Source organism: Pseudooceanicola profundi (assembly GCF_050897955.1).
Lineage (GTDB): Bacteria > Pseudomonadota > Alphaproteobacteria > Rhodobacterales > Rhodobacteraceae > Pseudooceanicola.
In genome coordinates this window covers 1,487,491-1,509,860 of the sequence record NZ_JBPAXZ010000001.1, presented here as the reverse complement: position 1 = coordinate 1,509,860, position 22,370 = coordinate 1,487,491, and the positions used below count along the sequence as shown (strand labels likewise).

The window sequence follows — 22,370 nt, the reverse complement described above, 5'->3', positions numbered from 1 at the left end:
CAGGATGGCAAATCGGCGTCTGAGTGTTGTCGTTACGCGACGCTTGCCCGAGCGGATCGAGGCGCGCATGGCCGATCTGTTCGATGTCACCTTGGGGCCGGCAGATCGCCCGATGACAAAAGCCGAACTGGTAGAGGCCGTTAAGACCGCAGATGTTCTTGTGCCCAATCTGCGCGACCAGATCGACGCAGGCCTGATCGGGCAGGCGGGAGAGAACCTGCGTTTGATTGCCAACTACGGCGCAGGGGTCGACCATATCGATGTGGCCACCTGCCGGACGCGGGGGATCCTGGTGTCGAATACGCCCGGTGTGGTCACAGACGATACGGCCGATATGACCATGGCGCTGATCCTGGCTGTGACCCGCCGCATCCCGGAGGGGCTGGCGGAGATGCAGCAGGCGAATTGGGAAGGCTGGAGCCCCAAGGCGCTCTTGGGCGGGCGCATCGCGGGACGCCGGTTGGGTATCCTGGGAATGGGCCGGATCGGGCAGGCCGTGGCGCGGCGCGCCAGCGCCTTTGGGATGCAGGTTCATTACTTTAACCGCCGGCAATTGCGGGCGGATGTCGAACAGGAGCTGAACGCGACCTATTGGGAGAGCCTCGACCAGATGATCGCGCGGGTCGATGTGCTGTCGATCAACTGCCCGCATACGCCGTCGACCTTCCATCTGATGAACGCGCGCCGGCTGAAGCTGATGAAACCGGATGCAGTTATCGTCAACACCTCCCGCGGGGAGGTTCTGGATGAACATGCGCTGATCCGGATGCTGAAGGCGGGCGAGATCGCCGGCGCCGGGCTGGATGTGTACGAATTCGGTAAGGAAACGACGACCGCGCTCAAAGACCTGCCCAATGTGGTGCTGCTGCCGCATATGGGATCGGCCACCCGCGAAGGCCGCACCGAAATGGGCGAAAAAGTCATCATCAATATCAAGACCTTCGCCGACGGGCATCGGCCGCCTGATCAGATCGTGCCCGGAATGCTCTGACGTCAGACGTTCACTTTTTATTCGGACATTGGTGCAAAAACGGCGGAACAGCCCGGCTTTGGGGCTGTTCTGACGAACGCCGGAGGAACCTTTGCGCCGCGAATTTGGACCCGATCTTCTGTCGTGCGCCCTGATGGGCGCCATACCGCTTTTTACAAGGATACCGATGACGTTTCGAGACGCGCGCGCGGGCGGCGCGTCGCGGCGATTCATGCGGCGTAGCCAGGCTGGAGGGGACCAGTGCCGCAGGATGATTTCGTAAAGGGGATTGCGGCCGCCGTTGCGGTCATGCCGGGAATTGTTGTCCTTCTCGATGCCGCGGGGGGGATGCGCGGCCTCAGCGTTGCGGCGCGGGCCTGGCTGGGCGATCAGGCGCAGGACGGCGCCAATCTGGAGCTGCTGGCGGTGCAGGTGCCGGATATTCTGTCGTCGCAGCAATTGCGTTTTGCGACCGCGGTCAGCCGTGCGGGTCGGGCTGTGCATTTTGCCTGCCGGCGGGTCGGGCGGCCGGCCGATGGCGGGCCGTTTGTCCTGCTCCAGGAAGATCGACGCGTCAGGGGCGGGCCTGACCGGGTGCAGCAACTGGCGGAGGAGGAGCAGAAGGAACGGGAATACAGGCTCCGGCAGGAAGCGGAAAGATGGCGCAGCCTGTCGATGACAGACCCCATGACGGGGCTGCTGAACGCCACCGGGTTCCGGGCCGAAGCCGCACAGCTGATGCGCCGGGTGTCGTCCGGCACAGTCATGTACCTTGATCTGAACGGGTTCAAACAGGTCAACGACCGCCTTGGACATGCGTCAGGGGACTGGGTGCTGACCAATCTGTCCCGCAGACTCCGTGCCTCGGTGCGGTTGGGAGACCTGACCGGGCGGATGGGAGGAGACGAATTCGCCGTGTTCATGCCGGACTGCCCGGCCGACGAGTTGCCCGTTATCGTAGAGCGTTTGCAGGCCATCATGCGATACGAGTTCGAACCGGAAGAGACCGGTTTCGAAACCAGCCTTATCGTCGCCTCCGCAATCGGCGTGGCGCGCTATCCAGAGGAGGGACGGTCGCTGCACGATCTGATCTGTCTGGCCGATGCCCGGATGTACCAGGACAAATCCCGGTCAGGCTGCAGGGGCGAGGAGGTGGCGCAGCTGCAGTTGGCCTGAACCTGCGTTACCGGTTGTTGCCCGGAACCCAGAGCACATCTTTCTGACCGTTGTCATTGGCAATTCGGCTGGCCACGAAAAACCAGTCCGAAAGACGGTTCAGATATTTGACCGCCACCGGGTTGCAGCCTTCCGACTGCAGCAGGGCGACAGCGTGACGCTCTGCCCGGCGCGAGACGGTCCGGCACAGATGCAGATGGGCGGCTGCTGGGCTGCCTCCGGGCAGCACGAAGCTGCGCAAAGGGGTCAGGTGGCCGTTCATTTCGTCGATTTCGTGTTCAAGCCGGTCCACCTGGGAGGGGACCATCCGCAGCGGCGGATATTCGGCTGTTGCATCATTGTCGTGATCCGGGCGGCAAAGGTCTGCACCGAGGTCGAAGAGGTCATTCTGGATCCGCATGAGCGCGGCGTCGAGAGCCGGGTCGGCATGCAAGCGGGCAATGCCAACCGTCGCGTTCGTTTCGTCGACCGTGCCGTAGGCTTCGACCCGGGCGGAGGGTTTGGCAACCCGCGATCCGTCGCCGAGCGCTGTGTCGCCGGCATCGCCGGTACGGGTGTAAATCTTTGACAGGACGACCATACTCAGCTCCCGCCGCGCAGCCAGACGAAGAGAAGGATCAGCAGGACCGCCACGAATTGCGCGATGATCCGCAGCTGCATGACTTTATTGGCGCGTTTGCCACCGACCCCGGCCGCAAAGCCGCCAATCCCGAACAGCAGAATTCCGGCGACGAGAAGCACTGCGATGGCGACAACGATGAACAGCGGGTCATGTAACATGGGCGGGTTCCTTTCCCGTCTAGATGTAGCCCGCCCCCCGGCAAAAGCGAAGCGGCCATATCGGCGCATCTCATCCGCGGCTGAGAATCGCGTCCAGTGCCGTTGTCGGCAGAAGCCGGCGCGCCAGTGCCATCGCGGTGGTCGGCACCGTCACGCGGTAGCGCGGCCTGGGGCGGCGCGCTTCAAGAGCGCGGCGCAGCGTTTCGGCCACGGCCGAGGCCGGAAGCTCGAATGGGTCGCGGCCTTCGGGTTTGTACAGGCGCGGACGTAATTTTGCGGCATATTGCGCGGCGCGGGGCGACGCCTGCCAGTCGATGAACCGCTCGAACAGCGGCTGGCTGTTGGCGCGAATGCGAGAGGTGATCGGGCCCGGCTCCAGCAGAATGACATGGATGGGGGTGTCGCGCATCTCGATCCGCAGCGTATCGGTCAGGCCTTCCATCGCGAATTTCGAGGCGACATAGGCGGAGCGCCAGGGGGCGGCCACAAGGCCAAGCACCGAGGAGCAGTTGACGATGCGGCCATATCCCTGCCGGCGCATGACAGGCAGAACCTGCCGGGTCAATTCATGCGGGCCAAAGAGGTTGGTCTCAAATACATGGCGCAGCCCGTCGACAGGCAAGTCTTCGTTTGCGCCGGGCAGGGCCACGGCGCCGTTGTTATAAAGCGCGGACAGCGTGCCCCCGGTTGCCGTGAGCACGTGGTCAAGCGCGGTCTGCATGGAGGCCGGGTCGCAATAGTCGAGCTGAAACGCCGTCAGGCCCTCGTCCTGCAGTTTTTCGACATCGGTCTGCTTGCGGCATGTTGCAAAGACCTGCCACCCGGCCTGAGACAATCCATGCGCGGCAGCATAGCCGATCCCGGAGGAACAGCCGGTGATAAGAACGGAGCCTTTTGAGACCGGTTTCAGACGCTTATCCAAACGTTCTGCATGGGTGCCCCGGCCCGGGTTTCGCTGATCGGGTGCTCACTCTGACGAGGCGGTGACGAGGAAATCGGCCATCCAGCCAACCTGACCTGTGTCGTTTACCCGCAGTTCGAGCCAGCCATTGCCCGGTTCTGACAGAACTTCGACCTCCTGACCGCGGGTCAGGCGGTCGACAATGGCGTAGTTGGTGCCGGGGCCGTTCCGCATATTGACGCGGTTGCCGGTGACTTCACGGATGTCAGTAAAGGCGTTTTCGGCTGTCGGCGCAGGCTGCGGCGGCGTTGCGAAGGCCGCGAGCACCGCGGGGTCTACCGCGGCCAGCTCTGTCTCATCCGGTTCGCGTGGCGACACTTCAAGGCTGGAAAAAGAGGCGCGGGTCACTTCGGGCGCGGCTGTCGTTTCCGGACGGGTCACGGACGCGGCCGGCTGCAAAGACGCGATCTGCGCGGGTTGAGCGGAGACGCTATCCTGTGCATCCGCTGTTTCCACGCCGCCTGCGGGTTCAAAATCGGCCCCGCCACTCATTTCGTAAAACGCCCAGCCCATAAAGATAAATGTTAGAAATACAAATTTATTCATCGTCCAATTCCCATGTGGCTAGATCATGCCAACGCACTCGCATCGCTGTAGTTTCAATTTACTTCGATTCGGTGTGCGGCACGATGCATGTTCTTCCGGCAAAACGCGCCGGCGTGACATTAAAGCAATCTTTACGATCTCTGCGGTGCAGGCTACACAGTATCTATGAGCGATATGATCGACGACCCCAACATGGGCGGTGCCGAGAGCGCCGAACCGCTGTCCCGCGCCATCGGTGACCGCTATCTGACCTATGCGCTGTCGACGATCATGAACCGGGCCCTGCCGGATGCGCGGGACGGGCTGAAACCGGTGCACCGCCGAATCCTCTATGCGATGCGCGAACTGCGGCTGTCGCCCAGCGGGCGATTCCGGAAATCCTCGAAGATCTCCGGCGATGTGATGGGCAATTATCACCCGCATGGCGATCAGGCGATCTATGACGCGATGGCCCGGCTCGCCCAGGATTTCAACGTCCGGTATCCGCTGGTCGACGGGCAGGGGAATTTCGGCAATATCGACGGGGATAACCCGGCTGCGTCGCGCTATACAGAGGCCCGCCTGACCGCCATCGCCGAGGCGATGATGGAGGGGCTGGACGAGAATGCCGTCGATTACCGGGACAATTACGACGGCACGCTCACGGAGCCTGTGGTGCTGCCCGCCGCCATTCCGAACCTGCTGGCCAATGGCGCCTCGGGCATCGCTGTCGGCATGGCGACGAACATCCCGCCGCATAACATCGACGAGCTCTGCAATGCCTGCTTGCATCTGATCAAGACGCCGGATGCGCGGGACGAGACGCTGCTGAACTACGTGCCGGGGCCGGATTTCCCGACAGGCGGCGTGCTGGTCGAACCGCGCGACTCGATCGCGGAGACCTATCGCACCGGGCGCGGGTCGTTCCGCCTGCGCGCGAAATGGGAGACGGAGGATCTGGGCCGGGGCACCTGGCAGATCGTGGTCACCGAGATCCCCTATCAGGTGCAGAAATCCAAGCTGATCGAACGCATCGCCGATCTGATCCAGACCAAGAAGGTGCCGATCCTCGCCGATATCCGCGACGAGAGCGCGGATGACGTGCGCATGGTGCTGGAGCCGCGGTCGAAGGCCGTCGACCCGGACGTGCTGATGAACATGCTCTTCCGCAATTCCGATCTGGAAGTGCGGTTCAGCCTGAACATGAACGTGCTGATCGACGGCGTGACCCCCAAGGTCTGTTCGCTGAAAGAGGTGCTACGCGCCTTCCTCGATCACCGGCGGGAGGTGCTGATCCGGCGCTCCACCCACCGGATGGAAAAGATCGACCACCGGCTGGAAGTGCTGGAAGGCTTTATCATCGCCTTCCTGAACCTCGACCGGGTGATCGACATCATCCGTTATGACGACGACCCCAAGGCCGCGCTGATGGCCGAAGACTGGTCCGTCTCGCGGCCCCGCGCCACGTCGGAAGCGGATTATGTCAGCCCCATCGGTCTGGATGCGGAAGGGGAGCTGACGCCGGTGCAGGCGGAGGCGATCCTGAATATGCGCCTGCGGTCCCTGCGGCGCCTGGAAGAGATGGAGCTGATCCGCGAGCGTGACGCGCTGATGGAAGAGCGCGCGGGTCTTGAGGATCTGCTGGACAGCGACAGCCTGCAGTGGGACCGGATTGCCGATCAGGTCCGCGAGGTGAAGAAGAACTTCGGTGCCAAATCCGAGGGCGGCGCGCGGCGTACGCTGATCGAAGAGGCGGCAGAGGTCGAGGACGTGCCGCTGGAGGCCATGATCGAACGGGAGCCGGTGACGGTCGTCTGTTCCAAGATGGGCTGGATCCGGGCGATGCGCGGTCATATCGACCTGACGCAGCAGCTCAAGTTCAAGGATGGCGACGAAGGCCGGTTCATCTTCCATGCGGAGACGACGGACCGGCTACTGGTCTTCGCCTCCAATGGGCGGTTCTATACGCTGTCCGCTGCCAACCTGCCCGGCGGGCGGGGCACGGGCGAACCGCTGCGCCTGATGGTCGATCTGCCCAACGAGGCGGAGATCGTGGATATCCTGATCCACCGCCCGGGCGAGAAGCTGATCGTGGCCTCGTCGGCCGGGGACGGTTTTGTCGTGGCAGAGGACGAGGTTCTGGCGCAGACACGCGCCGGCAAGCAGGTGCTGAACGTCAAGGATCAGGTGCGCGCCACGATCTGCCGCAAGGTGTCGGGCGATGCCGTGGCCGTGGTGGGCGACAACCGCAAGGTGCTGGTCTTCATGCTGGACGAGCTGCCGGAGATGGGCCGGGGCAAGGGCGTCCGGCTGCAGAAATACAAGGATGGCGGTCTGTCCGATGTGACCACGCTGACGCTGTCCGAGGGGCTGAGCTGGCATGATCCGGCGGGGCGGACCCGGACGGAACATGATCTGACCGAATGGGTCGCCAAACGGGCCACGGCCGGGCGCATGGCACCGCGCGGCTTCCCACGGGACAATAAGTTCACCTGAGGCGGCCTTGGCTTAATCCGCCTCGACTGAAAAGCCTTTGAAAATCAGAACGGCGCCGATGCTCTCATCTTCGGCGTCACGCGGTGGAACCGGGTGGCAGTCGATGGTCAGGTGGTGGCGGCCATAGGGGCCCGATGCCCTGCGGTTTTCATTTGCGGTTATCGTATCGTCGATCAGTTTGGTGAGTTCGACAAAATCGAAACGGGGTCCCACGACATCGAGCGACCTGTTGATGTCGTGGTCCTGCATCTGGAATTCCTGACCGATCAGTTCCGAGAACCGCCGGATGCGGCGGCCACTGTCGACGACAATCACCCCGACGCTGAGAAGGCGCAGAACAAGGTCGGTGTTCGAATTCAGGTCCGAAAGCTCCTCGATCTTCTGCTCGTGTTCGGCGGTCACTGTCACCAGCTCTTCGTTGACGGCGTGGAGTTCCTCGTTCGAGCTCTGGAGTTCTTCGTTGGAGGCTTGAAGTTCCTCGTTGGAGGCCTGCAGTTCTTCGTTGGACGCCTGCAGCTCCTCTCCGCTGGCCTCAAGCCTTTCGGTGACCTGCTGCAATGTTTCCTCCGTCAGGCGGAGGTCCCGTTCCAGTTCGGAAATACGGCGTGACAGGAAGGTGGCATCGTCGCCGGCCGCGACGATCGGAACGAGTTCGCCATCGCTCTCTCCGCCGGAGTCGTCGTCCTGTTCCAGTTTGATGGAAACAAGCAGAAACCGCACGGAAGACACGCGTTCAAGCGGTTCAATCTTCAGGCTGCAGTAGTGCACCTGATCGCCGTCGAATTCGACCTTAACCCGACGAACATAGCTTTCCATCTTGTTCTGGCGCAGCTTTTCGATGCCGACGTTGATCGAAAAATGAAGCGCCGGATGCACGATATCCTCAACCGTCCAGTCCGCGAGGTTGTTCATCGTGTCGATGAAAACGCTGGCCGCACCGAACCAGCTGAGCACGCGCCCATCTGCCGAGATCAGGATCGAGGACGGCGCGTAGCGTTTGAGCAGCGCATCATAGCCTTTGATCAGCGTATCGCGGCTGCGCATGTCGACCTTGTCGATGATCGCCGGGACGGTCGGTCTGCGTAAATCCATATAGGCCTGTTTGCTGGTGTCCGGGCGGGGCGCCGGGCGATGGCGCTCTGCCAGCAGTGACCGGTCGATGCCGGTTCTGGACGATGCCTTGCGATAAAGCCGCCAGCGTTGATTGACGGTTGCGAATTCCTCGCTGTGCGGGCCCAGCGTTTCGGAGGGGCCGAGCAATAGAAATCCGTTTTTCTTCAGACCAAACATGAACATGGAGATCATGCGGGCGCGGGGTTCGGAATTCAGGTAGATCAGCAGGTTCCGACAGGAGATCAGATCGAGATGCATGAAGGGTGGATCGCTGAGCGAATCATGCACCGAAAAAATCAGTTTCTGCCGCAAAACCGGATCGACGAGATAATTGCCCTGGCTGCGGTGAAAATATCTGTCGCGCAGGCTCGGGTCCATTTTTGACAGGGATTCCTCGGTATAGACACCGGCCGAGGCGATATCGATAGACCGGCGGTGCACGTCCGTTGCAATGACGCGGAACCGTCCGTCCGAGCCCGCCACGCGCATGGCTTCGCTCAGTTCGATCGCGATAGAATAGGCTTCTTCTCCGCTGGCGCAGGCCGGGACCCAGACGCGAATTGGGTCCTCTCCGGATTTTTCTCTGACCAGAACATCCAGAGCGCTGGTTCTCAACGCCGCGATTGCATCGGGATTTCGGTAGAATTGTGTAACGCCGATCAGAAGATCCTGATACAGCTCGTCGATCGCATTGGGATTGGCAGTCAAAAGCTCTCGATATTCTTCGATGCTGTGAAAGCCGTAAAGCTGTTGCCGTCGCTCTATTCGGCGTTGCACGAGATCTGGTTTATAGGCTCCGAAATCTATTCCGGTATGCCGTTTCAGAATTTCCTGAACCTCTTTTGACATCTGGGTCGTCAGTTCAGAGTATTGATTGGATTGTTCCTTGCCGTGCTTGAATATCTCGTCAATCACTTTGGGCATTTCGGATGCCGGCAAAATCCGGTCTACGGCACCTGCCTTAAGAACGGCTTGCGGCATGGAGTCAAAATCGGCTTCTTGAGGTGTCTGAACAAGAACTGTAGCGCCTGCCGAATGCAGGGCTATCGCACCCTGTTTCCCATCCGACCCAGACCCGGACATAATAATACCGACGGTTTTTGCAGGGTTTCTGTCGCAGATCGACCGCATGAAGTAATCGATTGGGAGGTGGGGGAGATCGTTCCCTTTTTCGTAGGCGTTGATGGAGAATTTTCCATCGGACAACTTTACGAATTCGCTTGGTTTGTTGAGGTAAACGGTGTTCCGCTCTACTTCGAGCCCCTCTTCGACATGGCGGATGCGAAGGTGCGTCTGGCGCTCCAGCAGGCTTTTCATCATGGATCGGTAATCGGGAGAGAGGTGCTGGATAACGACGAAGCACCAATTCGTTTCATTACTTACAGAATTAAAGAAATTTTCTAGCGGTTCCAACCCGCCGGCCGACGCACCCAGTGCGATAAGTGGTATGTCGCGTGTACTCGACCGAGATTCGTTAACCATTTGTCACCTTGCTATACCGTGTTGTTTAACGGCATTGACGTATGTGAGCTTTTGGCCAGTAAAGGGATGGAGACAGAGTTTGGCAAGAGTGTTGATTGTCGACGACAGCGAGGAGTACGTTAACGTTTTCCGTAGCGGGCTGGAGGCACTGGGGCATCAGGTGTCATCTGCGTCACAGGCTGATGCGGCAATGGAGCAAATGGCGGAAGCCGCGCCGGAGATCATTTTTCTTGATGTTGTAATGCGGGGCGGCGGCGCCTTAACGCTGGTGCATGAGATCCGGAAAATCGACCGTACGACGCCAATCGTGATCATTTCCGGTGTTTCAGGCGTGATCCTGAGCCCATTGTTTCAGGAAGGGTTCGCGCTCGCGCAGGCGCGGGTCAGAAAATCTGCGTCGCTCTACGAGATTAACAATGTCATTCTGGCGTTGACCCAAACATGAGGCGGGGCGGCCGGTATACCAGAGGTGCCCTCGGTGAACCCAGGGGGGCTTTGGTAGTCGGGCGCGATACCCCACATCAAGTTCGCAGCTTTGTGCCCGGTCCCCGCGACATATCCCGGGCGTGCTGCGTCCTGGTCATTTGCATTGCAGTCGGCAATCTGGGACTGGGCTGGGCATTGCATATCAATACAGCGATACGTTTGTCCGAGGATTTTCCGGCCATGGTGCCGACAACGGCGGTCGCATTCCTTGGGCTGGCGCTGTCGCAGCTGACAGGGATGACACGCAGGCGTGCCGTTCCGGTTTTCGTCTTGGCGACTGTCGCGGTTACGATCCTTGTCGGGATCCTGACCCATGATTTTACCGGAGCGCCATCGCAACGCGTTTCCGTGGCGACGATGCTCGCCCTTGGTTTGCTGGCGGGTGCCCAGATCTCGGTCGTCTGGCACCGGCTGCTGCGTCGCCGGCTGCATTCGCTTCTCTCGGCTTTGTCCTGCCTGATCGGATTTGCGGGCTGCGGGAGCTACGCGATCGGCGTGGAGGTCCTGCAAGAGGGGCAGGCCTTTGCGGGTCTGTCGCTGCTGACCAGCATTTGTATCGTTTTGATGGGGCTTTCGATGGCCTTTGCGCATCCTGTGTCCAGCTGGATTTCGCCGCTCTTCGGGGATGGGCCGGGAAGCCGGTCTGCACGTCGGCGGATGCCGCTGCTTCTGGGGGCAACCGGTGGCGCCCTTGCGATCGCGGTCGTGTCCATCGAAAGATCCTACATGAGCGCCGGCGTCGCCATGATGCTGTTTGCCTCGGCCATCGTTTTTCTGCTTGTCATGGTGCTTTTGATTGATGCCGCGCATCAGAACCACCTGTCACATCTTTCGGATATGGCGCTGCGACGCATGCGGGCGGTGTTGTCGGGGCTGGATTTGGCCGTTCTCGTGATCGACCCCCGGCAGGAGGTGATTTTTGCCAATGCGGCGGCGGAACGCAGGTTCGGGCAGGCGCCCGATCTGGCGGTGCGGCTGCAAGGGATGCGGGTGCACCGACTGGATGACCGGGCACCGCTCACGGGGGACGACCATCCTTATCGGCGCGCCCTTGCCGGTGAGACGGGGGCGCTGTGTGGCTGGATGGATGAGGCCGGTCAGGAACGCGTGCTCCGCTTCGATCGATATGCGCCGGAGGAGGAACTTCCCGGCCATATCGTGCTGGCGATCCATGAGGTGACGGAGATCTGGGGGCTGCACAGCCGGATGCTGATGGTCGAAAGGGTCAATGCGGTCCGTCAGGTCGTGGGCGGGGTCGCGCATGAACTGGCCAATATCTTTGGTGTGATCCGTCTGGCCATGGACGGCGCCGACCTGTTGGAGGGCAAAGGCGCCGAGGCGACACAATCGGCCATTCGAACGGCGTCAGATCGGGGTGCGCGACTGGCAGACCGGATGCTGGACATGAGCCGGGTTCAGGAGGGTTCCGGCGGTAACGGAGATCTGACGCAGGCGATCAAGGCCGGCGGCGACCTGGCTCTGAAGGCCATGCCGCCCGATATATCGCTGGTTTGCAAGGTGCCGGACCAGCCGCTGCCAGTGCGCGGAACGCAGAGTGAGCTCGACCTCGCGATCCTCAACCTCATTTTGAACGCGCGGAATGCTATTGGAGAGAGCGCGGCGGGGGAGGGTGGAGAGGTGACAGTGCGCGCCTGGGTGGACGGCGACTGGGGGGTCCTGAGTGTCGAAGACAACGGGCCCGGCATGAGCGACAACGTACTGGAGCGCGCGCGAGAACCGTTTTTTTCCACCCGTCGCGATGTCGGAGGAACGGGGCTGGGACTGGCGATCGTCGACGGTCTGGCGCAACGCGTGGGCGGCAGGCTCGATCTTGAGGCAGCTGCGGAAGGCGGGCTGTGCGTCCGCCTGTGGTTGCCGATATCGAGCGCAGACACGGGACTGCAGGGCGCGCGCGACGGGGGGGACACAACAGAGGTGCCCCGCCTGGACGGGCTGTGCCTGCTTGTTGTAGAAGACGACCCGGAATTCAAAATTTTGCTTGCGGACATGCTCGAAATGCTGGGCGCAGAGGTCAGCCGGGAGGTGTCGGCGTCCAGGGCGCTGGAGCGCCTGCGCTCGGGTATGATCCCGGATCTGTTGCTCACCGATTACGTGCTGCCCGGGTCGATGGACGGGATAGCGCTGGCGAGAGAGGCCGTGCGGCTGTGTCCGGGGCTGCCCGTGATGTACCAGTCCGGATATGCCGAGAGCATGGTGGAAGAGCAAAATCGGGTTCCTGGAATCTGGCTGCGAAAACCGGTTAATCTGCGGTTTCTGGCCAATTCCATCCTGGTCGCGACAGGCCGGGATCAGCCGGTGGGCAAAACGTAGACGTCACGGGCTTGGTCCAGCTCACTGCCCGCGATGGGTTTGGCCAAGGCGTAGCCCTGGCCTGCGTCGCATCCCAGTTCCCGAAGCAGACCGACCTGTGACTCACGCTCGATCCCCTCGGCGATCACCCGGTATCCAAGCTTACGCGCCATGGCCATGATCGCCTCGACGACGGCGCGGTCGCGATTGCCGGCATGCAGTCCGTCGACAAAGAACTTGTCAATTTTCAAAGCGTCAATCGGCCAGTCGGCCAGATGGCGCAGGCCGCCGTATCCGGTGCCGAAATCGTCGAGCGCGATGTTCGCCCCGCGCGCCCGGAGTTCATTCAGGGAGCGAAAGACCTGACCGTTGGTTTCGCCCAGCATGATCTGTTCGGTCACTTCGATCACCAGCGTCGTCCAGCTCAATCCGCTGTCGTAGACGGCCGACTGCACCTCGAAGGCGAATTCGGGGTTCATCAGGTCGAAATGCGTGACATTGAGCGCCAGTTTCAGCGGCCGGCCGCGCGGCGCGATATGCTGCATATAGTCCGCAAAGGCACGGCTCATGATGGTGCGGGTCAGGGTTTCTGCCAGGGTATGGTCGCGGAAGACGGCGCCAAATTCGCTTGGCCCCTGCAGCGCCCCATCAGCCGTGCGCCAGCGCGCCAGTACTTCAAAGCCTTCGCACTGCCCGTTGTGCAGATTGATGACCGGCTGAAAATAGGGAAGGATCCGGTCTTCTTTCAGCGCGGCGCGGAATTTCTTGCCAAGTTCGGCATTGTTGTAGCGGTCGTGCCTGCTGGGGTGGAAAATCACGCTGGCGCTCCGGCCGGATGCCTTGGCCGCATAGAGGGCGGCATCGGCGGACTGGAACAGGGCGTCATATCCATCGCCGTGGGCCGGACACTGGCTGGCCCCGATACTGATCCGCCCGAGGTCGGGTTTGCCAAGCAGGGCGCAGGCCCTCTGAACCGAACTGCGACAGCGCGACAACAGGCCTTCGAGGTAGGAGCGTCCGGAAGGGGGGAGGTGACAGATGATGCCGAATTCATCGCCGCCCAGTCGCCCGATCACGCTGGTATCGGGGAAGGAGGACCTGAACGATTTGGACACCGTTTTCAGGTACATATCCCCGAACTGATGGCCATAGAGGTCGTTCACGAGCTTGAAGTGATCGATGTCGACCATCACCATCGCCAGCGGCGATTTCGTTTCGATCAGCGACAGCGCCTTTTCCTTGAAGGAGGGCGCATTCTCCAGTTTCGTCAGCGGGTCGACCTCTGCCATCCGCTGCAGGCGAGAGGCGCGGTCGTTCAGCGCATGTATATCCAGTTCCAGCCCGGCGATACTGTCGGAGGCGACGATCAGGGTTTCCACACATTGGGCCATCAGGCGCCAGGTATCGCGGATCGCGATATTCGGCGCGGCCGTGTCAGGCCAGGCGAAGGCAATAGCACCCAGCCTTTCAGATGTGGAACGGGTGAAGGTCAGGGCGAAGACGGAATAGGACCGGCCTGCATCCTGGATCGGCGACAGCTCCACGATATCGGCCGGCGCCGGGCCGGCGCCATGCGCGCGTTTGCAGGCCAGACGGCAATGCGCAAGAAGCGCCGCGCCAAGTGGGGTTGCCGGGGCAAGGGACGCGGCGGGGCTCTGGCTGTTCTGGCGATGCGACCGCACGTAAATGGCGGCCGCCGTTGCGCCTGACATTTTCACGGCAGTTTCGCGCAGCACTTCGAGAAGGACCAGAAAATGGTCCTTGTCCAATTCGCGCGGCGAATCGGCAAACATGGTCATCGCCTGCGTGGTCACGTCCGCAGCCCCAATTGTTCCCCTGTCTTCATAAAGCATTTGTGATGAAGAATTAACAAACGATTAACAGCGCGCCCTGAACCGGGCATTGCACGTTATCTCCGGGTCAATTTCCCGGTCTTGGATGGGCCGTCATCCAGACCCCGCCTTCCGGCCGTGTGGTCAGGATCAGCACCGGCTTCGGCGTGCGCCCCGGAACCGCGGCAAAGCGGAACCGGGACAGCAGGGTCGCCAGAATGATCACCGCCTCCTGAATGGCAAAGCCCGCGCCGATACATATGCGGGGGCCGTCTCCAAACGGCAGATAGGCGTATCTGTCGATCGATGCCCCGGTAAATCGCTCCGGCCTGAATGTGTCAGGGTCCTGCCAGAGCAGATGGTTCCGGTGCAGGGCATAGATCGGGATCATCACCGTATCGCCGGGCCGGATGTCACGGCCGCAGAGGGTATCTGCGGATTGTGCCGTCCGCGATATCAGCCCGGCCGGGGGATAGAGGCGCAGCGCCTCGTCGATAATGGCGCGCGTCAGCGGCAGATCGGCGATATCGGCCTGTGTCGCGGTCCGTCCGCCCAGCCGGTCTGCCGCCTCCTCCGCGGCGGCGGTCTGGATGTCGGGCGCCGTGCCGCACAGATAGAGTGCCCATGCCAGGGTGAGCGCCGTTGTCTCATGTCCGGCGACGATGAACGTCAGAAGGTTGTCGCGCAGTTCGGCCGTCCGCATGCGCCGGCCGGTGTCCGGATCTTCGCCCGCCAACAGCAGATCGAGCAGGTCCGGCGGGCCCGGTCTGGTCCGGCCTCCGCTCTGCCTGCTGGCAATCGCTGTGTCGGCCACGGATTTCATCCGCGCGACGGCCCCGCCCGATGTCATGCGACCGGGGCGGGGGACCCAGCCCGGCAGGCCCAGCATATCCAAAACGGAAACGCGCCCGGCCGCATCGATGTAGCCGTCGATCGCCCGGTGCATCGCCGCCTGGTCGAACTGACCGTCGCCCGACAGGGTGACATCGGTGATCACCTGAAAGGTGGCACGCACCATTTCCTGATAGATATCGACGGCACGTTTGGGGCCGGACAGGTGCAGGCGATCGCTGCACGCCTCTGCCGCGGCGGTCATGAGCGGGGACAGATTGGCGATGTTGCGATGGGAAAAGGCCGGTGCGGCTGCGCGTCTCTGCCAGCGCCAATGCGCGCCCTCGGCGACAAACATGCTGTTGCCGATGGCCGGCCGCAGCAGGTTTTTTGTCACGACGGATTTGGGATAATCCTCGACCCGCTCCAGCAGCACCCGGCGCAATGCGGTGGGGTCCATGATCATGTGCCAGCGCGCGCCGGTCTTGCCGGAAACGATCGGCTGACGCACGGCCAGCTCCGGGATGATGTCCAGCAGGTTGGAGCGTGCGGCGCGGAGGCTGCCAAAGAAGCCAAGCGGTCGCGTCACGAGATCGGCCTTGACCGGATGGGGCAGCGGCGGAGCCGCCGTGATCGTATCGGTGACAGGATAGCTCATGGATGAAATATGGCCCTCACATCTCTGCGATCAATAACGCCGCTGACCCGTTTGCGTGAGGGCCAAGGTTTGCAACGCGCTCAAGGGTGGGATATGCCTTGCCGGCATTGCGCGCAGGCGCCTAGGAGGACTGGATGATCCGAACTATCTTATCTGCGTTCCTGCTGGTGGCCGTGGCTGCCTGCACCAATTCCAGGGATCTGGGTGAGCCTCCTGTCGATCTGGGCAATTTCCGTCTGGGTCACAATATCGTGGTCACCTCCAAGATGCGGCAGGCCGGATTGTCACGCGATGCGACCGAGGAGGAATGGCACGCCGCCATGACCGATGCCATCGCCGAAAGGTTCGGCCGGTACGAAGGCGACCGTCTGTACCATCTTGGTGTCTCTGTCGAAGGGTTTTCCATCGCGCCGCCGGGGGTGCCCATTGTCGTGTCCCCCAAGAGCATCCTTATTATCCGGGCGACCGTCTGGGACGATGCCCTGGGAAAGAAGCTGAATGAACAGGCCAAGCAGTTCACAGTGTTCGAGTCGTTTTCCGGCGACACTCTCGTGGGATCCGGTCTGACGAAGACCAAGCAGGAGCAGATGGTGAACCTGTCGCGCAATGCCGCGAAACAGATCCAAAACTGGCTGGTCGCGAACCCGGACTGGTTTCCCGGCATAGGGGAGGCGCCAGAGGCATCGGCCGCCGCTGCCGCCGTGACCGGGGCGGGGACCGAAGAGGCCTCCACATCTGATGACGCGCTGGCGGAGTCCCTGGCGGCCGCGCCGAGCGACAGCGGCGATGAGGCTGCGTCCGGCACCGGCACCGAAGGTGCTGCGGAAACCTCAGCAGAGACGCGCCTGCCGGTGGTGCCCGGGGCTGCAGACTCTGCAGCCGACCCGGTTGTGGAAGAGCTGGAGGCCGGGGTCCTCGAAGAGGCGGAGAGCTGACGCTTCCCTGCCGCCGCGACGCATTGGACCCGTAGAAGGGGCCAGGCTGACCGCAACCTGTCGCAGATGGCTTGATAATCCTGCGGGAAGGTTCTAAATCGCCCGCGGAGTAGAACCGGGCCGAGGGCGGCCCCCCAGATCACGAGGCGCCTGAGACGTATGGCAAAGCAAAAGTTTGAGCGCGGCAAGCCGCACTGCAACATCGGCACGATCGGTCACGTTGACCACGGCAAGACGACGCTGACGGCGGCGATCACGAAATTCTTCGGTGAATTCCGTGCCTACGACCAGATCGACGGTGCACCGGAAGAGAAAGCCCGCGGCATCACGATCTCGACCGCACACGTGGAATACGAGACGGACAACCGTCACTATGCGCACGTCGACTGCCCCGGCCACGCCGACTACGTCAAGAACATGATCACCGGTGCGGCGCAGATGGACGGCGCGATCCTGGTTGTGAACGCAGCTGACGGCCCGATGCCGCAGACCCGCGAGCACATCCTGCTGGGCCGTCAGGTCGGCATCCCCGCCATGGTCGTCTTCCTGAACAAGGTCGACCAGGTGGATGACGAAGAGCTGCTGGAACTGGTCGAGATGGAAGTCCGCGAACTGCTGACCGAATACGACTATCCTGGCGACGATATTCCGATCATCGCGGGCTCTGCCCTGGCCGCTCTGGAAGGCCGTGACGACGCGATCGGCGAGACCAAGATCCGTGAGCTGATGGCGGCTGTCGACGAGTACATCCCGCAGCCGGCCCGTGCCGTTGACCAGCCGTTCCTGATGCCGATCGAAGACGTGTTCTCGATCTCCGGCCGCGGCACGGTTGTGACCGGCCGTGTCGAGCGTGGCGTGGTGAACGTTGGCGACGAGCTTGAAATCGTCGGCATCAAGGACACGCAGAAGACGACCTGCACCGGTGTGGAAATGTTCCGCAAGCTGCTGGACCGTGGTGAAGCCGGCGACAACATCGGCGCGCTGCTGCGTGGTATCGACCGCGAGCAGGTCGAGCGCGGTCAGGTTCTGTGCAAGCCGGGTTCGGTGAAGCCGCACACGAAGTTCGAAGCCGAAGCCTACATCCTGACGAAGGATGAAGGTGGCCGTCACACGCCGTTCTTCGCGAACTACCGCCCGCAGTTCTACTTCCGCACGACGGATGTGACCGGCACGGTTCAGCTGCCCGAGGGCACCGAAATGGTGATGCCCGGCGACAACCTGAAGTTCACGGTTGAGCTGATCGCCCCGATCGCGATGGAAGAATCGCTGCGCTTCGCCATCCGCGAAGGCGGCCGGACCGTGGGGTCTGGCGTCGTGTCGAAAATCCTCGAGTGATCTCGGGAGATGGGTGCCGAGCACCCATCCTACACGCTGACACAGCGCCGGGAACGGTGCGGTAGGATGGGTGATCTCACCCATCCGGAATAGAACCGGAGCGCCGGAGACGGCGCTCCGGTTTTGCATTGTATCTGGACCAGCACCGGGTCGCCCGGCGGCCTTTGGTCCGGTTTCCGGTTGGGGGCTTTCCCTTTGCAGCCGGGGCTCTACTCTGGTTCGGGACCGAACCTGATGTGTGACCCCAATGACCAATGCGACATCTCCTGTCATATTTTCCTTCGCCCTGACCGGCCCCGAGCGTGGCGAGCAGCTGCACGGCGCCGATATTGCGCGCTGTCTGAAAGAGAAAACGCTGGGCTGGGTGCATCTTGGTGCGGATAATCCGCAGACGCCCGCCTGGATCGCGCAGCAGATGGATTATCTGGACGAGACGGTGATCGAGGCCCTGACCCAGCCCAGCACCCGGTCTCGCGCCTCGCGTATCGGACATGGGGCACTGGTGGTGCTGCGCGGCCTCAACCTCAATGAAGGCAAGGATCCTGAGGATATGGTGGCCATCCGGATCTGGGCCGAGGCGGAGCGGATTGTCACCCTGTCGCGCCAGCGGGTGCGGGCCCTGGAAGATCTTGCGCATGAGGTGTCGGGCGGGCAGGGGCCGGAGAGCACGGGGGAATTCCTGGCGCTACTGGCCGAACGACTGAATGCCCGGCTGGAGCCTTTGATCACCGATCTCGATCAGGAAACGGATTCGCTGGAGACGCAGGTGGTCAGCACGCCCGATCAGGATCTGCGCCACCGCATCGTCGCCATGCGGTTGCAGGTCATTGAGCTGCGCCGCCATATGGCACCACAGCGAGAGGCGCTGGAGCAGCTGGAGAGCGAGGATATGCCCTTTTCCGACGATAACGACCGGCGTCATATGCGGGAGGCGCGGGAAAAGCTGGTCCGGCTGGTCGAAAACCTCGACGAGATGAAAGACAGTCTGGCTGTGTTGCGCGAAGAGCTGTCCGGGCAGCTGTCGGACCGGCTGAACCGGCATATGTATATCCTGTCGATCCTGTCGGCGATCTTTCTGCCGCTGGGCTTTCTGACCGGGCTTTTAGGGATCAACGTGGGGGGCATGCCCGGGGCCGACAATCCGACGGCCTTCTGGATGGTCTGCGGCGGGCTTGTGTTGGTGGTGGTTTTTCAGATCCTCATCCTGCGCCGTGCACGCTGGCTGTAGGGCGGGCGGGCAGGACTGGCCGGCCAAGAGGGGATGCGCGTTGCGCATATGACGGGCAATCAGGCGCCGCGCGCGGCGTCCCGTGACCAGCGGCCGACAGGGGCACATGCCATTCGGGGCGCGTGTATGGGCGGCGGACAGGGGGCCGGGGTCTCCTAGCGACGCCTGATCCCCCGCCAGCAGCGTTTCGCAGCCGGTGCCATTGGCAGCGATGACGTGGTGGTGGTCGAACAGCAGGTGATAATAGACGAGGCTGTCGCCGGTCAGATCCTCCGGCCCGATCTGTGACACGCCGGGCAGGTTTAGCAGGGCATGGGCCGGCACCAGAACTTCGGGTGCGCCGAACATGCGCTGTGCAATCCGTGATCTGACCAGAACGCGGTGCTGCCGTGACAGGACCAGGTCGTCCGCAGGGACGCCTGCGCCAAGCGCCCCCGCGGCAATGCGCACCGGGCAGAGCTTTGGATTGGCCCTGATCCGCGCCCTGTCGATCCGGGTCGTAGTCAGACGCAGCAGGGGGCGGGGTCCGTCTCTGTCTGTCAGGACCAGATCGCCGGTTTTCAGGTTCTCCACCGCCACCGCGCCCTTGGAGGTGCCGATCATCACCCCAGCTGTAAAGCACGAAATGTTGCTGAAGCCCGCGCCACTGTTGGTGGACGGGGGAGGCCAGGCGGCGATTGTATAGGTGACGCCTGCCAACAGCGGCTCGGTCGTGACAATGCCCTGAACGTCGTTGTCATCGGACCCGAAGGTCATCCCCCAGATCTCAATCAGGGACCCGTCCGATCCATCGACGGCAAAACGCCAGGCGGTTTCCAGAGGGGTGCCGTTGCCATAGGTGCCGTTCTCGGCCTCGATCGTCGCGAGGGGGTCGTCAAAATCAATGATCTGTTGGGTGGTGTTGTTGTCCGACAGGGCCATGTCGGTATTGCTGTCGAACACCTCAAGGTGCTGATAGGCCGCAACGCTGGTAAAGGTAAAGCTGTCGCCAACCACAAAGCTCGGCGCATCGCTGTCCGGAAACGGGTCATCCCCGGTCCAGGCGAAATCGGCCTTGTTGTAGAATCTGATGTTGGTCGACGGCATCGGCTAACGGGGGTGGTGTATTTGTATACAGGTCCGTTTGCGGGCCAATTCCGTCGCAAATGTGGCTACAATTGTAAAATGCATGAGCATTGTTGCAGAAATCGACGTTCCGTTCCCGCATGCGGCGTCGGCCCTTCTCGCGCTGCAAGTCATAGTTGAGATGGCGGGCAAATCTGCACGATTTTCTTTCGCGCGCACTTCCCGCTTGATCTTGTCCGCGCGCTGCCCTATCCCACGCCACGGCCTAGGGGTATAGCTCAGTTGGTAGAGCATCGGTCTCCAAAACCGAGGGTCGCGGGTTCGAGTCCTGCTGCCCCTGCCATTGTTTCCAAACAACTTTTTGCACCCGGCAGTTAGAGCCGGGTAGAGCAATTGGGCGCTCAGTTGGGAGTTTTCGTTCCCGCTTCGTGCGCCTCCCTCTTGCTGAGAGCCGATTCTGCCAGTCGGGCATCGCGGCTCAGGTAGTGTGCGTCTAGGATCGCTGCCACGTCCCGCAGGCTATGCCCCGTGAAGGTGGCGATCTCCGCTTCGTTACAATCGGCAAGGGCGAGGCGCGTGACTGCGGTGCCCCGCAGATCGTGGAAGGTGAGGTCCGTCACCTTGGCCTTCGCTCGTGCCTTCTGCCACTCGGTGTTAAACCCGTCGATGGTCCAACTCGTGCCCTTCGTCGTGGTCAGGATGGTCACCGCCTTCTTGTCCTTGGCAGCTTCGTCCAGAGCGGCCTTCAAGGCGTTGCTAACCGGGATGACTACGCGCCTGCCGGTTTTCGACTGACGCAGGCGGATATGCGTGCCGTCATAGGCGCTCCACGTCAGGCGCAGGAGGTCGCCTTTGCGTTGGCCGGTCCAAACCGCCATGAGGTAGGCGAGAGCGATCCGGGGCGGTGCGACCTTGAGGAAAGCGGTTTCATCAGCTTCGGTCCAGATCGACTCCGCGCGCCCAGAACGGTAGAGCTTGCCCGGCCGCTCGCAGGGGTTGCAGAGGATCAGGCCACGGTCAGCAGCCCATGCCATGATCGCAGCGAAGGTGGCGAAGGTGTAGTCGGCCTGACGACGGGACTTCAGCGCCAGCTTGTCACGCCACGCCAGAAACTCAGCGCGGGTGCGCCGGTCGGGCAGGGCGGACAGGGGGAAGTCGCCAAACTCGCTTTCGATCAGCTTGATATGGCGGATGTAGTCTTTGCGGGTTCGGGCGGCGAGGTCGATGAACTTTGGAGAATCTTGGTAGGTATTCAGCACGGCTTGCAGGGTGCCGCTGGGCTGCTTCGCCTTCTCTGCGACGGCCGCGTTGTATGCAGCGACGAACTCCGGGTCTCCGGGCTTGCCCGGCAGGCGCGGCCCGCCCTTCCACGCATAGTAGTAGGTGACAGAGCTTCCGTCGGCGAGTTTCTTGGCAACCCGGTTGATGCCCTTAAGTCTGACGCGCATCTTTCCTCGCCTTCCATTTGTCGAACTCGTTCCCGGTCGGTTCATCGGCGGGAGCGCCTGCTGTTACGCGAATGGTCCCGTCTGGTGCGACTTCGAAACCACTTACGGACAGCCCAGCGGAGAGGGCGGCTTTTACCGCCCTCTCTACGTCGGACTGCCGGAAGGTCGAAGCGCGACGGGCCATCTGGTCAACCGTCGAGCCGGACGTTGACGCTGGCGCTCGGGTTCGCTGCGGTCGTCACTGCGATGCCGACGCGGGAGTTGCCCCCTTCGTTGTCGTCATCGGTGACGATGCTTTCCGCATCGTCCCAATAGACCGGATCGCCCACGGCGAAGACGGCCGTGCTCAGCTTCGGCATGTCGAAGACGCCCACGGTGGCGAGGTCGAGGTCATCGCCGATTGCAGCGTAGCCGCACGCGATCCCGAACAGGCTGCCGATCAGCACACCATCGCCCGCCGACGCTGTGGCGGCCGCCGTGATCGTGATGTGCTTCCCTTCTTGAATATAGTTCCGCATGTCAGATTCCTTTCGAGGTGTTGAAGCGGATCATGTTGGGCAGCCGCCGGGTGGCGGCCGCTATTTCGCTGTCGAGGGCTGCGAGGGCGGCTTTCATCTCGCTATCGCTGCGATACTCGACCTCTTCGCCCGACGAGTCTCTGACCCGGCGAACGCCAGCGGACCGAGCCCGCATAAGCGCGTCGCGTGCCGCCTGAAGTTCGCTAAGGGTCAGGCTCATG

At 62.1% G+C, this 22,370-nt stretch carries 18 protein-coding genes, 1 tRNA gene and 1 pseudogene; 9 read left to right on the top strand and 11 right to left on the bottom strand.

Annotated elements, in window-relative coordinates; translation table 11 throughout:
* Positions 1-4: 4 nt before the first annotated feature.
* Positions 5-991 carry a 2-hydroxyacid dehydrogenase gene (locus ACRARG_RS07570; protein ID WP_432689381.1) on the top strand — a complete coding sequence of 329 codons (987 nt, stop codon included), beginning with the start codon at positions 5-7 and terminating at the stop codon, positions 989-991.
* Positions 992-1,231: 240 nt separating this feature from the next.
* Positions 1,232-2,146 carry a GGDEF domain-containing protein gene (locus ACRARG_RS07565; protein ID WP_432689380.1) on the top strand — a complete coding sequence of 305 codons (915 nt, stop codon included), beginning with the start codon at positions 1,232-1,234 and terminating at the stop codon, positions 2,144-2,146.
* A gap of 7 nt (positions 2,147-2,153) precedes the next feature.
* Here the strand turns inward: ACRARG_RS07565 and ACRARG_RS07560 are convergent, their stop codons facing one another.
* The 4 genes from ACRARG_RS07560 to ACRARG_RS07545 all read right to left on the bottom strand — a co-directional run bounded on the left by ACRARG_RS07560 (position 2,154) and on the right by ACRARG_RS07545 (position 4,268).
* Entirely contained in the window at positions 2,154-2,726 is a 573-nt protein-coding gene (locus tag ACRARG_RS07560) for a cob(I)yrinic acid a,c-diamide adenosyltransferase (protein ID WP_432689379.1), read from the bottom strand.
* Between the two features lie 2 nt (positions 2,727-2,728).
* Positions 2,729-2,926, bottom strand: coding sequence for a twin transmembrane helix small protein (locus ACRARG_RS07555; protein WP_432689378.1), 198 nt, complete (start codon positions 2,924-2,926; stop codon positions 2,729-2,731).
* Between the two features lie 70 nt (positions 2,927-2,996).
* Positions 2,997-3,848 (bottom strand): SDR family NAD(P)-dependent oxidoreductase, encoded by an 852-nt coding sequence (locus tag ACRARG_RS07550; protein ID WP_432689377.1) that lies wholly within the window; start codon positions 3,846-3,848, stop codon positions 2,997-2,999.
* 45 nt (positions 3,849-3,893) lie between these two features.
* The gene (locus ACRARG_RS07545; RefSeq protein ID WP_432689376.1) at positions 3,894-4,268 is read right to left on the bottom strand and encodes an SH3 domain-containing protein; all 375 of its coding nucleotides are present in this window, start codon (positions 4,266-4,268) and stop codon (positions 3,894-3,896) included.
* A 330-nt stretch (positions 4,269-4,598) separates the two neighbouring features.
* Here ACRARG_RS07545 and ACRARG_RS07540 point away from each other — a divergent pair, with 330 nt between their 5' ends.
* Positions 4,599-6,908, top strand: a complete 2,310-nt coding sequence (locus ACRARG_RS07540; protein WP_432689375.1) for a DNA topoisomerase IV subunit A — start codon at positions 4,599-4,601, stop codon at positions 6,906-6,908.
* 12 nt (positions 6,909-6,920) lie between these two features.
* Here ACRARG_RS07540 and ACRARG_RS07535 read toward each other — a convergent pair whose 3' ends face one another.
* A complete protein-coding gene (locus ACRARG_RS07535; protein WP_432689374.1) occupies positions 6,921-9,503 on the bottom strand; it encodes a chemotaxis protein CheB in 2,583 nt (860 codons plus the stop codon).
* An 88-nt stretch (positions 9,504-9,591) separates the two neighbouring features.
* On the opposite strand from ACRARG_RS07535, the gene ACRARG_RS07530 reads away from it, so the two are divergent.
* Together ACRARG_RS07530 and ACRARG_RS07525 are read left to right on the top strand one after the other, a co-directional pair.
* A complete protein-coding gene (locus ACRARG_RS07530; RefSeq protein WP_432691332.1) occupies positions 9,592-9,948 on the top strand; it encodes a response regulator in 357 nt (118 codons plus the stop codon).
* Between the two features lie 221 nt (positions 9,949-10,169).
* Positions 10,170-12,320: a two-component system sensor histidine kinase NtrB gene (locus ACRARG_RS07525; protein ID WP_432689373.1), complete on the top strand. Its 2,151-nt coding sequence runs from the start codon at positions 10,170-10,172 to the stop codon at positions 12,318-12,320.
* On the opposite strand, the gene ACRARG_RS07520 is transcribed toward ACRARG_RS07525, so the two are convergent.
* Both ACRARG_RS07520 and ACRARG_RS07515 read right to left on the bottom strand, forming a co-directional pair.
* Positions 12,299-14,113: a putative bifunctional diguanylate cyclase/phosphodiesterase gene (locus ACRARG_RS07520; RefSeq protein ID WP_432689372.1), complete on the bottom strand. Its 1,815-nt coding sequence runs from the start codon at positions 14,111-14,113 to the stop codon at positions 12,299-12,301. The two genes, ACRARG_RS07525 and ACRARG_RS07520, sit on opposite strands and share 22 nt — an antisense overlap.
* Before the next feature lie 106 nt (positions 14,114-14,219).
* Positions 14,220-15,620 carry a cytochrome P450 gene (locus tag ACRARG_RS07515; protein ID WP_432689371.1) on the bottom strand — a complete coding sequence of 467 codons (1,401 nt, stop codon included), beginning with the start codon at positions 15,618-15,620 and terminating at the stop codon, positions 14,220-14,222.
* Positions 15,621-15,754: 134 nt separating this feature from the next.
* On the opposite strand from ACRARG_RS07515, the gene ACRARG_RS07510 reads away from it, so the two are divergent.
* The 3 genes from ACRARG_RS07510 to ACRARG_RS07500 all read left to right on the top strand — a co-directional run bounded on the left by ACRARG_RS07510 (position 15,755) and on the right by ACRARG_RS07500 (position 19,118).
* Complete coding sequence (locus tag ACRARG_RS07510) at positions 15,755-16,555, top strand: hypothetical protein (protein WP_432689370.1); 801 nt, start codon at positions 15,755-15,757, stop codon at positions 16,553-16,555.
* Positions 16,556-16,714: 159 nt separating this feature from the next.
* Complete coding sequence (gene tuf, locus ACRARG_RS07505; RefSeq protein ID WP_432689369.1) at positions 16,715-17,890, top strand: elongation factor Tu; 1,176 nt, start codon at positions 16,715-16,717, stop codon at positions 17,888-17,890.
* Between the two features lie 247 nt (positions 17,891-18,137).
* Positions 18,138-19,118, top strand: a complete 981-nt coding sequence (locus ACRARG_RS07500; RefSeq protein WP_432689368.1) for a zinc transporter ZntB — start codon at positions 18,138-18,140, stop codon at positions 19,116-19,118.
* 183 nt (positions 19,119-19,301) lie between these two features.
* Here the strand turns inward: ACRARG_RS07500 and ACRARG_RS07495 are convergent.
* Positions 19,302-19,874: pseudogene (locus ACRARG_RS07495) on the bottom strand (Hint domain-containing protein); the annotation flags it as partial.
* A 576-nt stretch (positions 19,875-20,450) separates the two neighbouring features.
* On the opposite strand from ACRARG_RS07495, the gene ACRARG_RS07490 reads away from it, so the two are divergent.
* Positions 20,451-20,526, top strand: a tRNA-Trp gene (locus ACRARG_RS07490).
* Between the two features lie 58 nt (positions 20,527-20,584).
* On the opposite strand, the gene ACRARG_RS07485 is transcribed toward ACRARG_RS07490, so the two are convergent.
* From ACRARG_RS07485 to ACRARG_RS07475, 3 genes are all read right to left on the bottom strand, one after another.
* Positions 20,585-21,631, bottom strand: a complete 1,047-nt coding sequence (locus ACRARG_RS07485) for a tyrosine-type recombinase/integrase (RefSeq protein WP_432689366.1) — start codon at positions 21,629-21,631, stop codon at positions 20,585-20,587.
* Between the two features lie 188 nt (positions 21,632-21,819).
* Positions 21,820-22,149, bottom strand: a complete 330-nt coding sequence (locus tag ACRARG_RS07480) for a DUF2190 family protein (protein WP_432689365.1) — start codon at positions 22,147-22,149, stop codon at positions 21,820-21,822.
* A gap of 1 nt (position 22,150) precedes the next feature.
* Positions 22,151-22,369 (bottom strand): phage head-tail joining protein, encoded by a 219-nt coding sequence (locus tag ACRARG_RS07475; protein ID WP_273281110.1) that lies wholly within the window; start codon positions 22,367-22,369, stop codon positions 22,151-22,153.
* Between the last annotated feature and the right edge of the window lies 1 nt (position 22,370).

Bases quoted from the DNA above. Each gene is read 5' to 3' on its own strand.
- ACRARG_RS07510 (WP_432689370.1), top strand. From the start codon at position 15,755: ATGATCCGAACTATCTTATCTGCGTTCCTGCTGGTGGCCGTGGCTGCC.
- ACRARG_RS07535 (WP_432689374.1), bottom strand. From the start codon at position 9,503: ATGGTTAACGAATCTCGGTCGAGTACACGCGACATACCACTTATCGCA.
- ACRARG_RS07485 (WP_432689366.1), bottom strand. From the start codon at position 21,631: ATGCGCGTCAGACTTAAGGGCATCAACCGGGTTGCCAAGAAACTCGCC.
- ACRARG_RS07540 (WP_432689375.1), top strand. From the start codon at position 4,599: ATGAGCGATATGATCGACGACCCCAACATGGGCGGTGCCGAGAGCGCC.
- ACRARG_RS07560 (WP_432689379.1), bottom strand. From the start codon at position 2,726: ATGGTCGTCCTGTCAAAGATTTACACCCGTACCGGCGATGCCGGCGAC.
- ACRARG_RS07500 (WP_432689368.1), top strand. From the start codon at position 18,138: ATGACCAATGCGACATCTCCTGTCATATTTTCCTTCGCCCTGACCGGC.
- ACRARG_RS07555 (WP_432689378.1), bottom strand. From the start codon at position 2,926: ATGTTACATGACCCGCTGTTCATCGTTGTCGCCATCGCAGTGCTTCTC.
- ACRARG_RS07475 (WP_273281110.1), bottom strand. From the start codon at position 22,369: ATGAGCCTGACCCTTAGCGAACTTCAGGCGGCACGCGACGCGCTTATG.
- ACRARG_RS07525 (WP_432689373.1), top strand. From the start codon at position 10,170: ATGGTGCCGACAACGGCGGTCGCATTCCTTGGGCTGGCGCTGTCGCAG.
- ACRARG_RS07570 (WP_432689381.1), top strand. From the start codon at position 5: ATGGCAAATCGGCGTCTGAGTGTTGTCGTTACGCGACGCTTGCCCGAG.
- ACRARG_RS07480 (WP_432689365.1), bottom strand. From the start codon at position 22,149: ATGCGGAACTATATTCAAGAAGGGAAGCACATCACGATCACGGCGGCC.
- ACRARG_RS07515 (WP_432689371.1), bottom strand. From the start codon at position 15,620: ATGAGCTATCCTGTCACCGATACGATCACGGCGGCTCCGCCGCTGCCC.
- tuf (WP_432689369.1), top strand. From the start codon at position 16,715: ATGGCAAAGCAAAAGTTTGAGCGCGGCAAGCCGCACTGCAACATCGGC.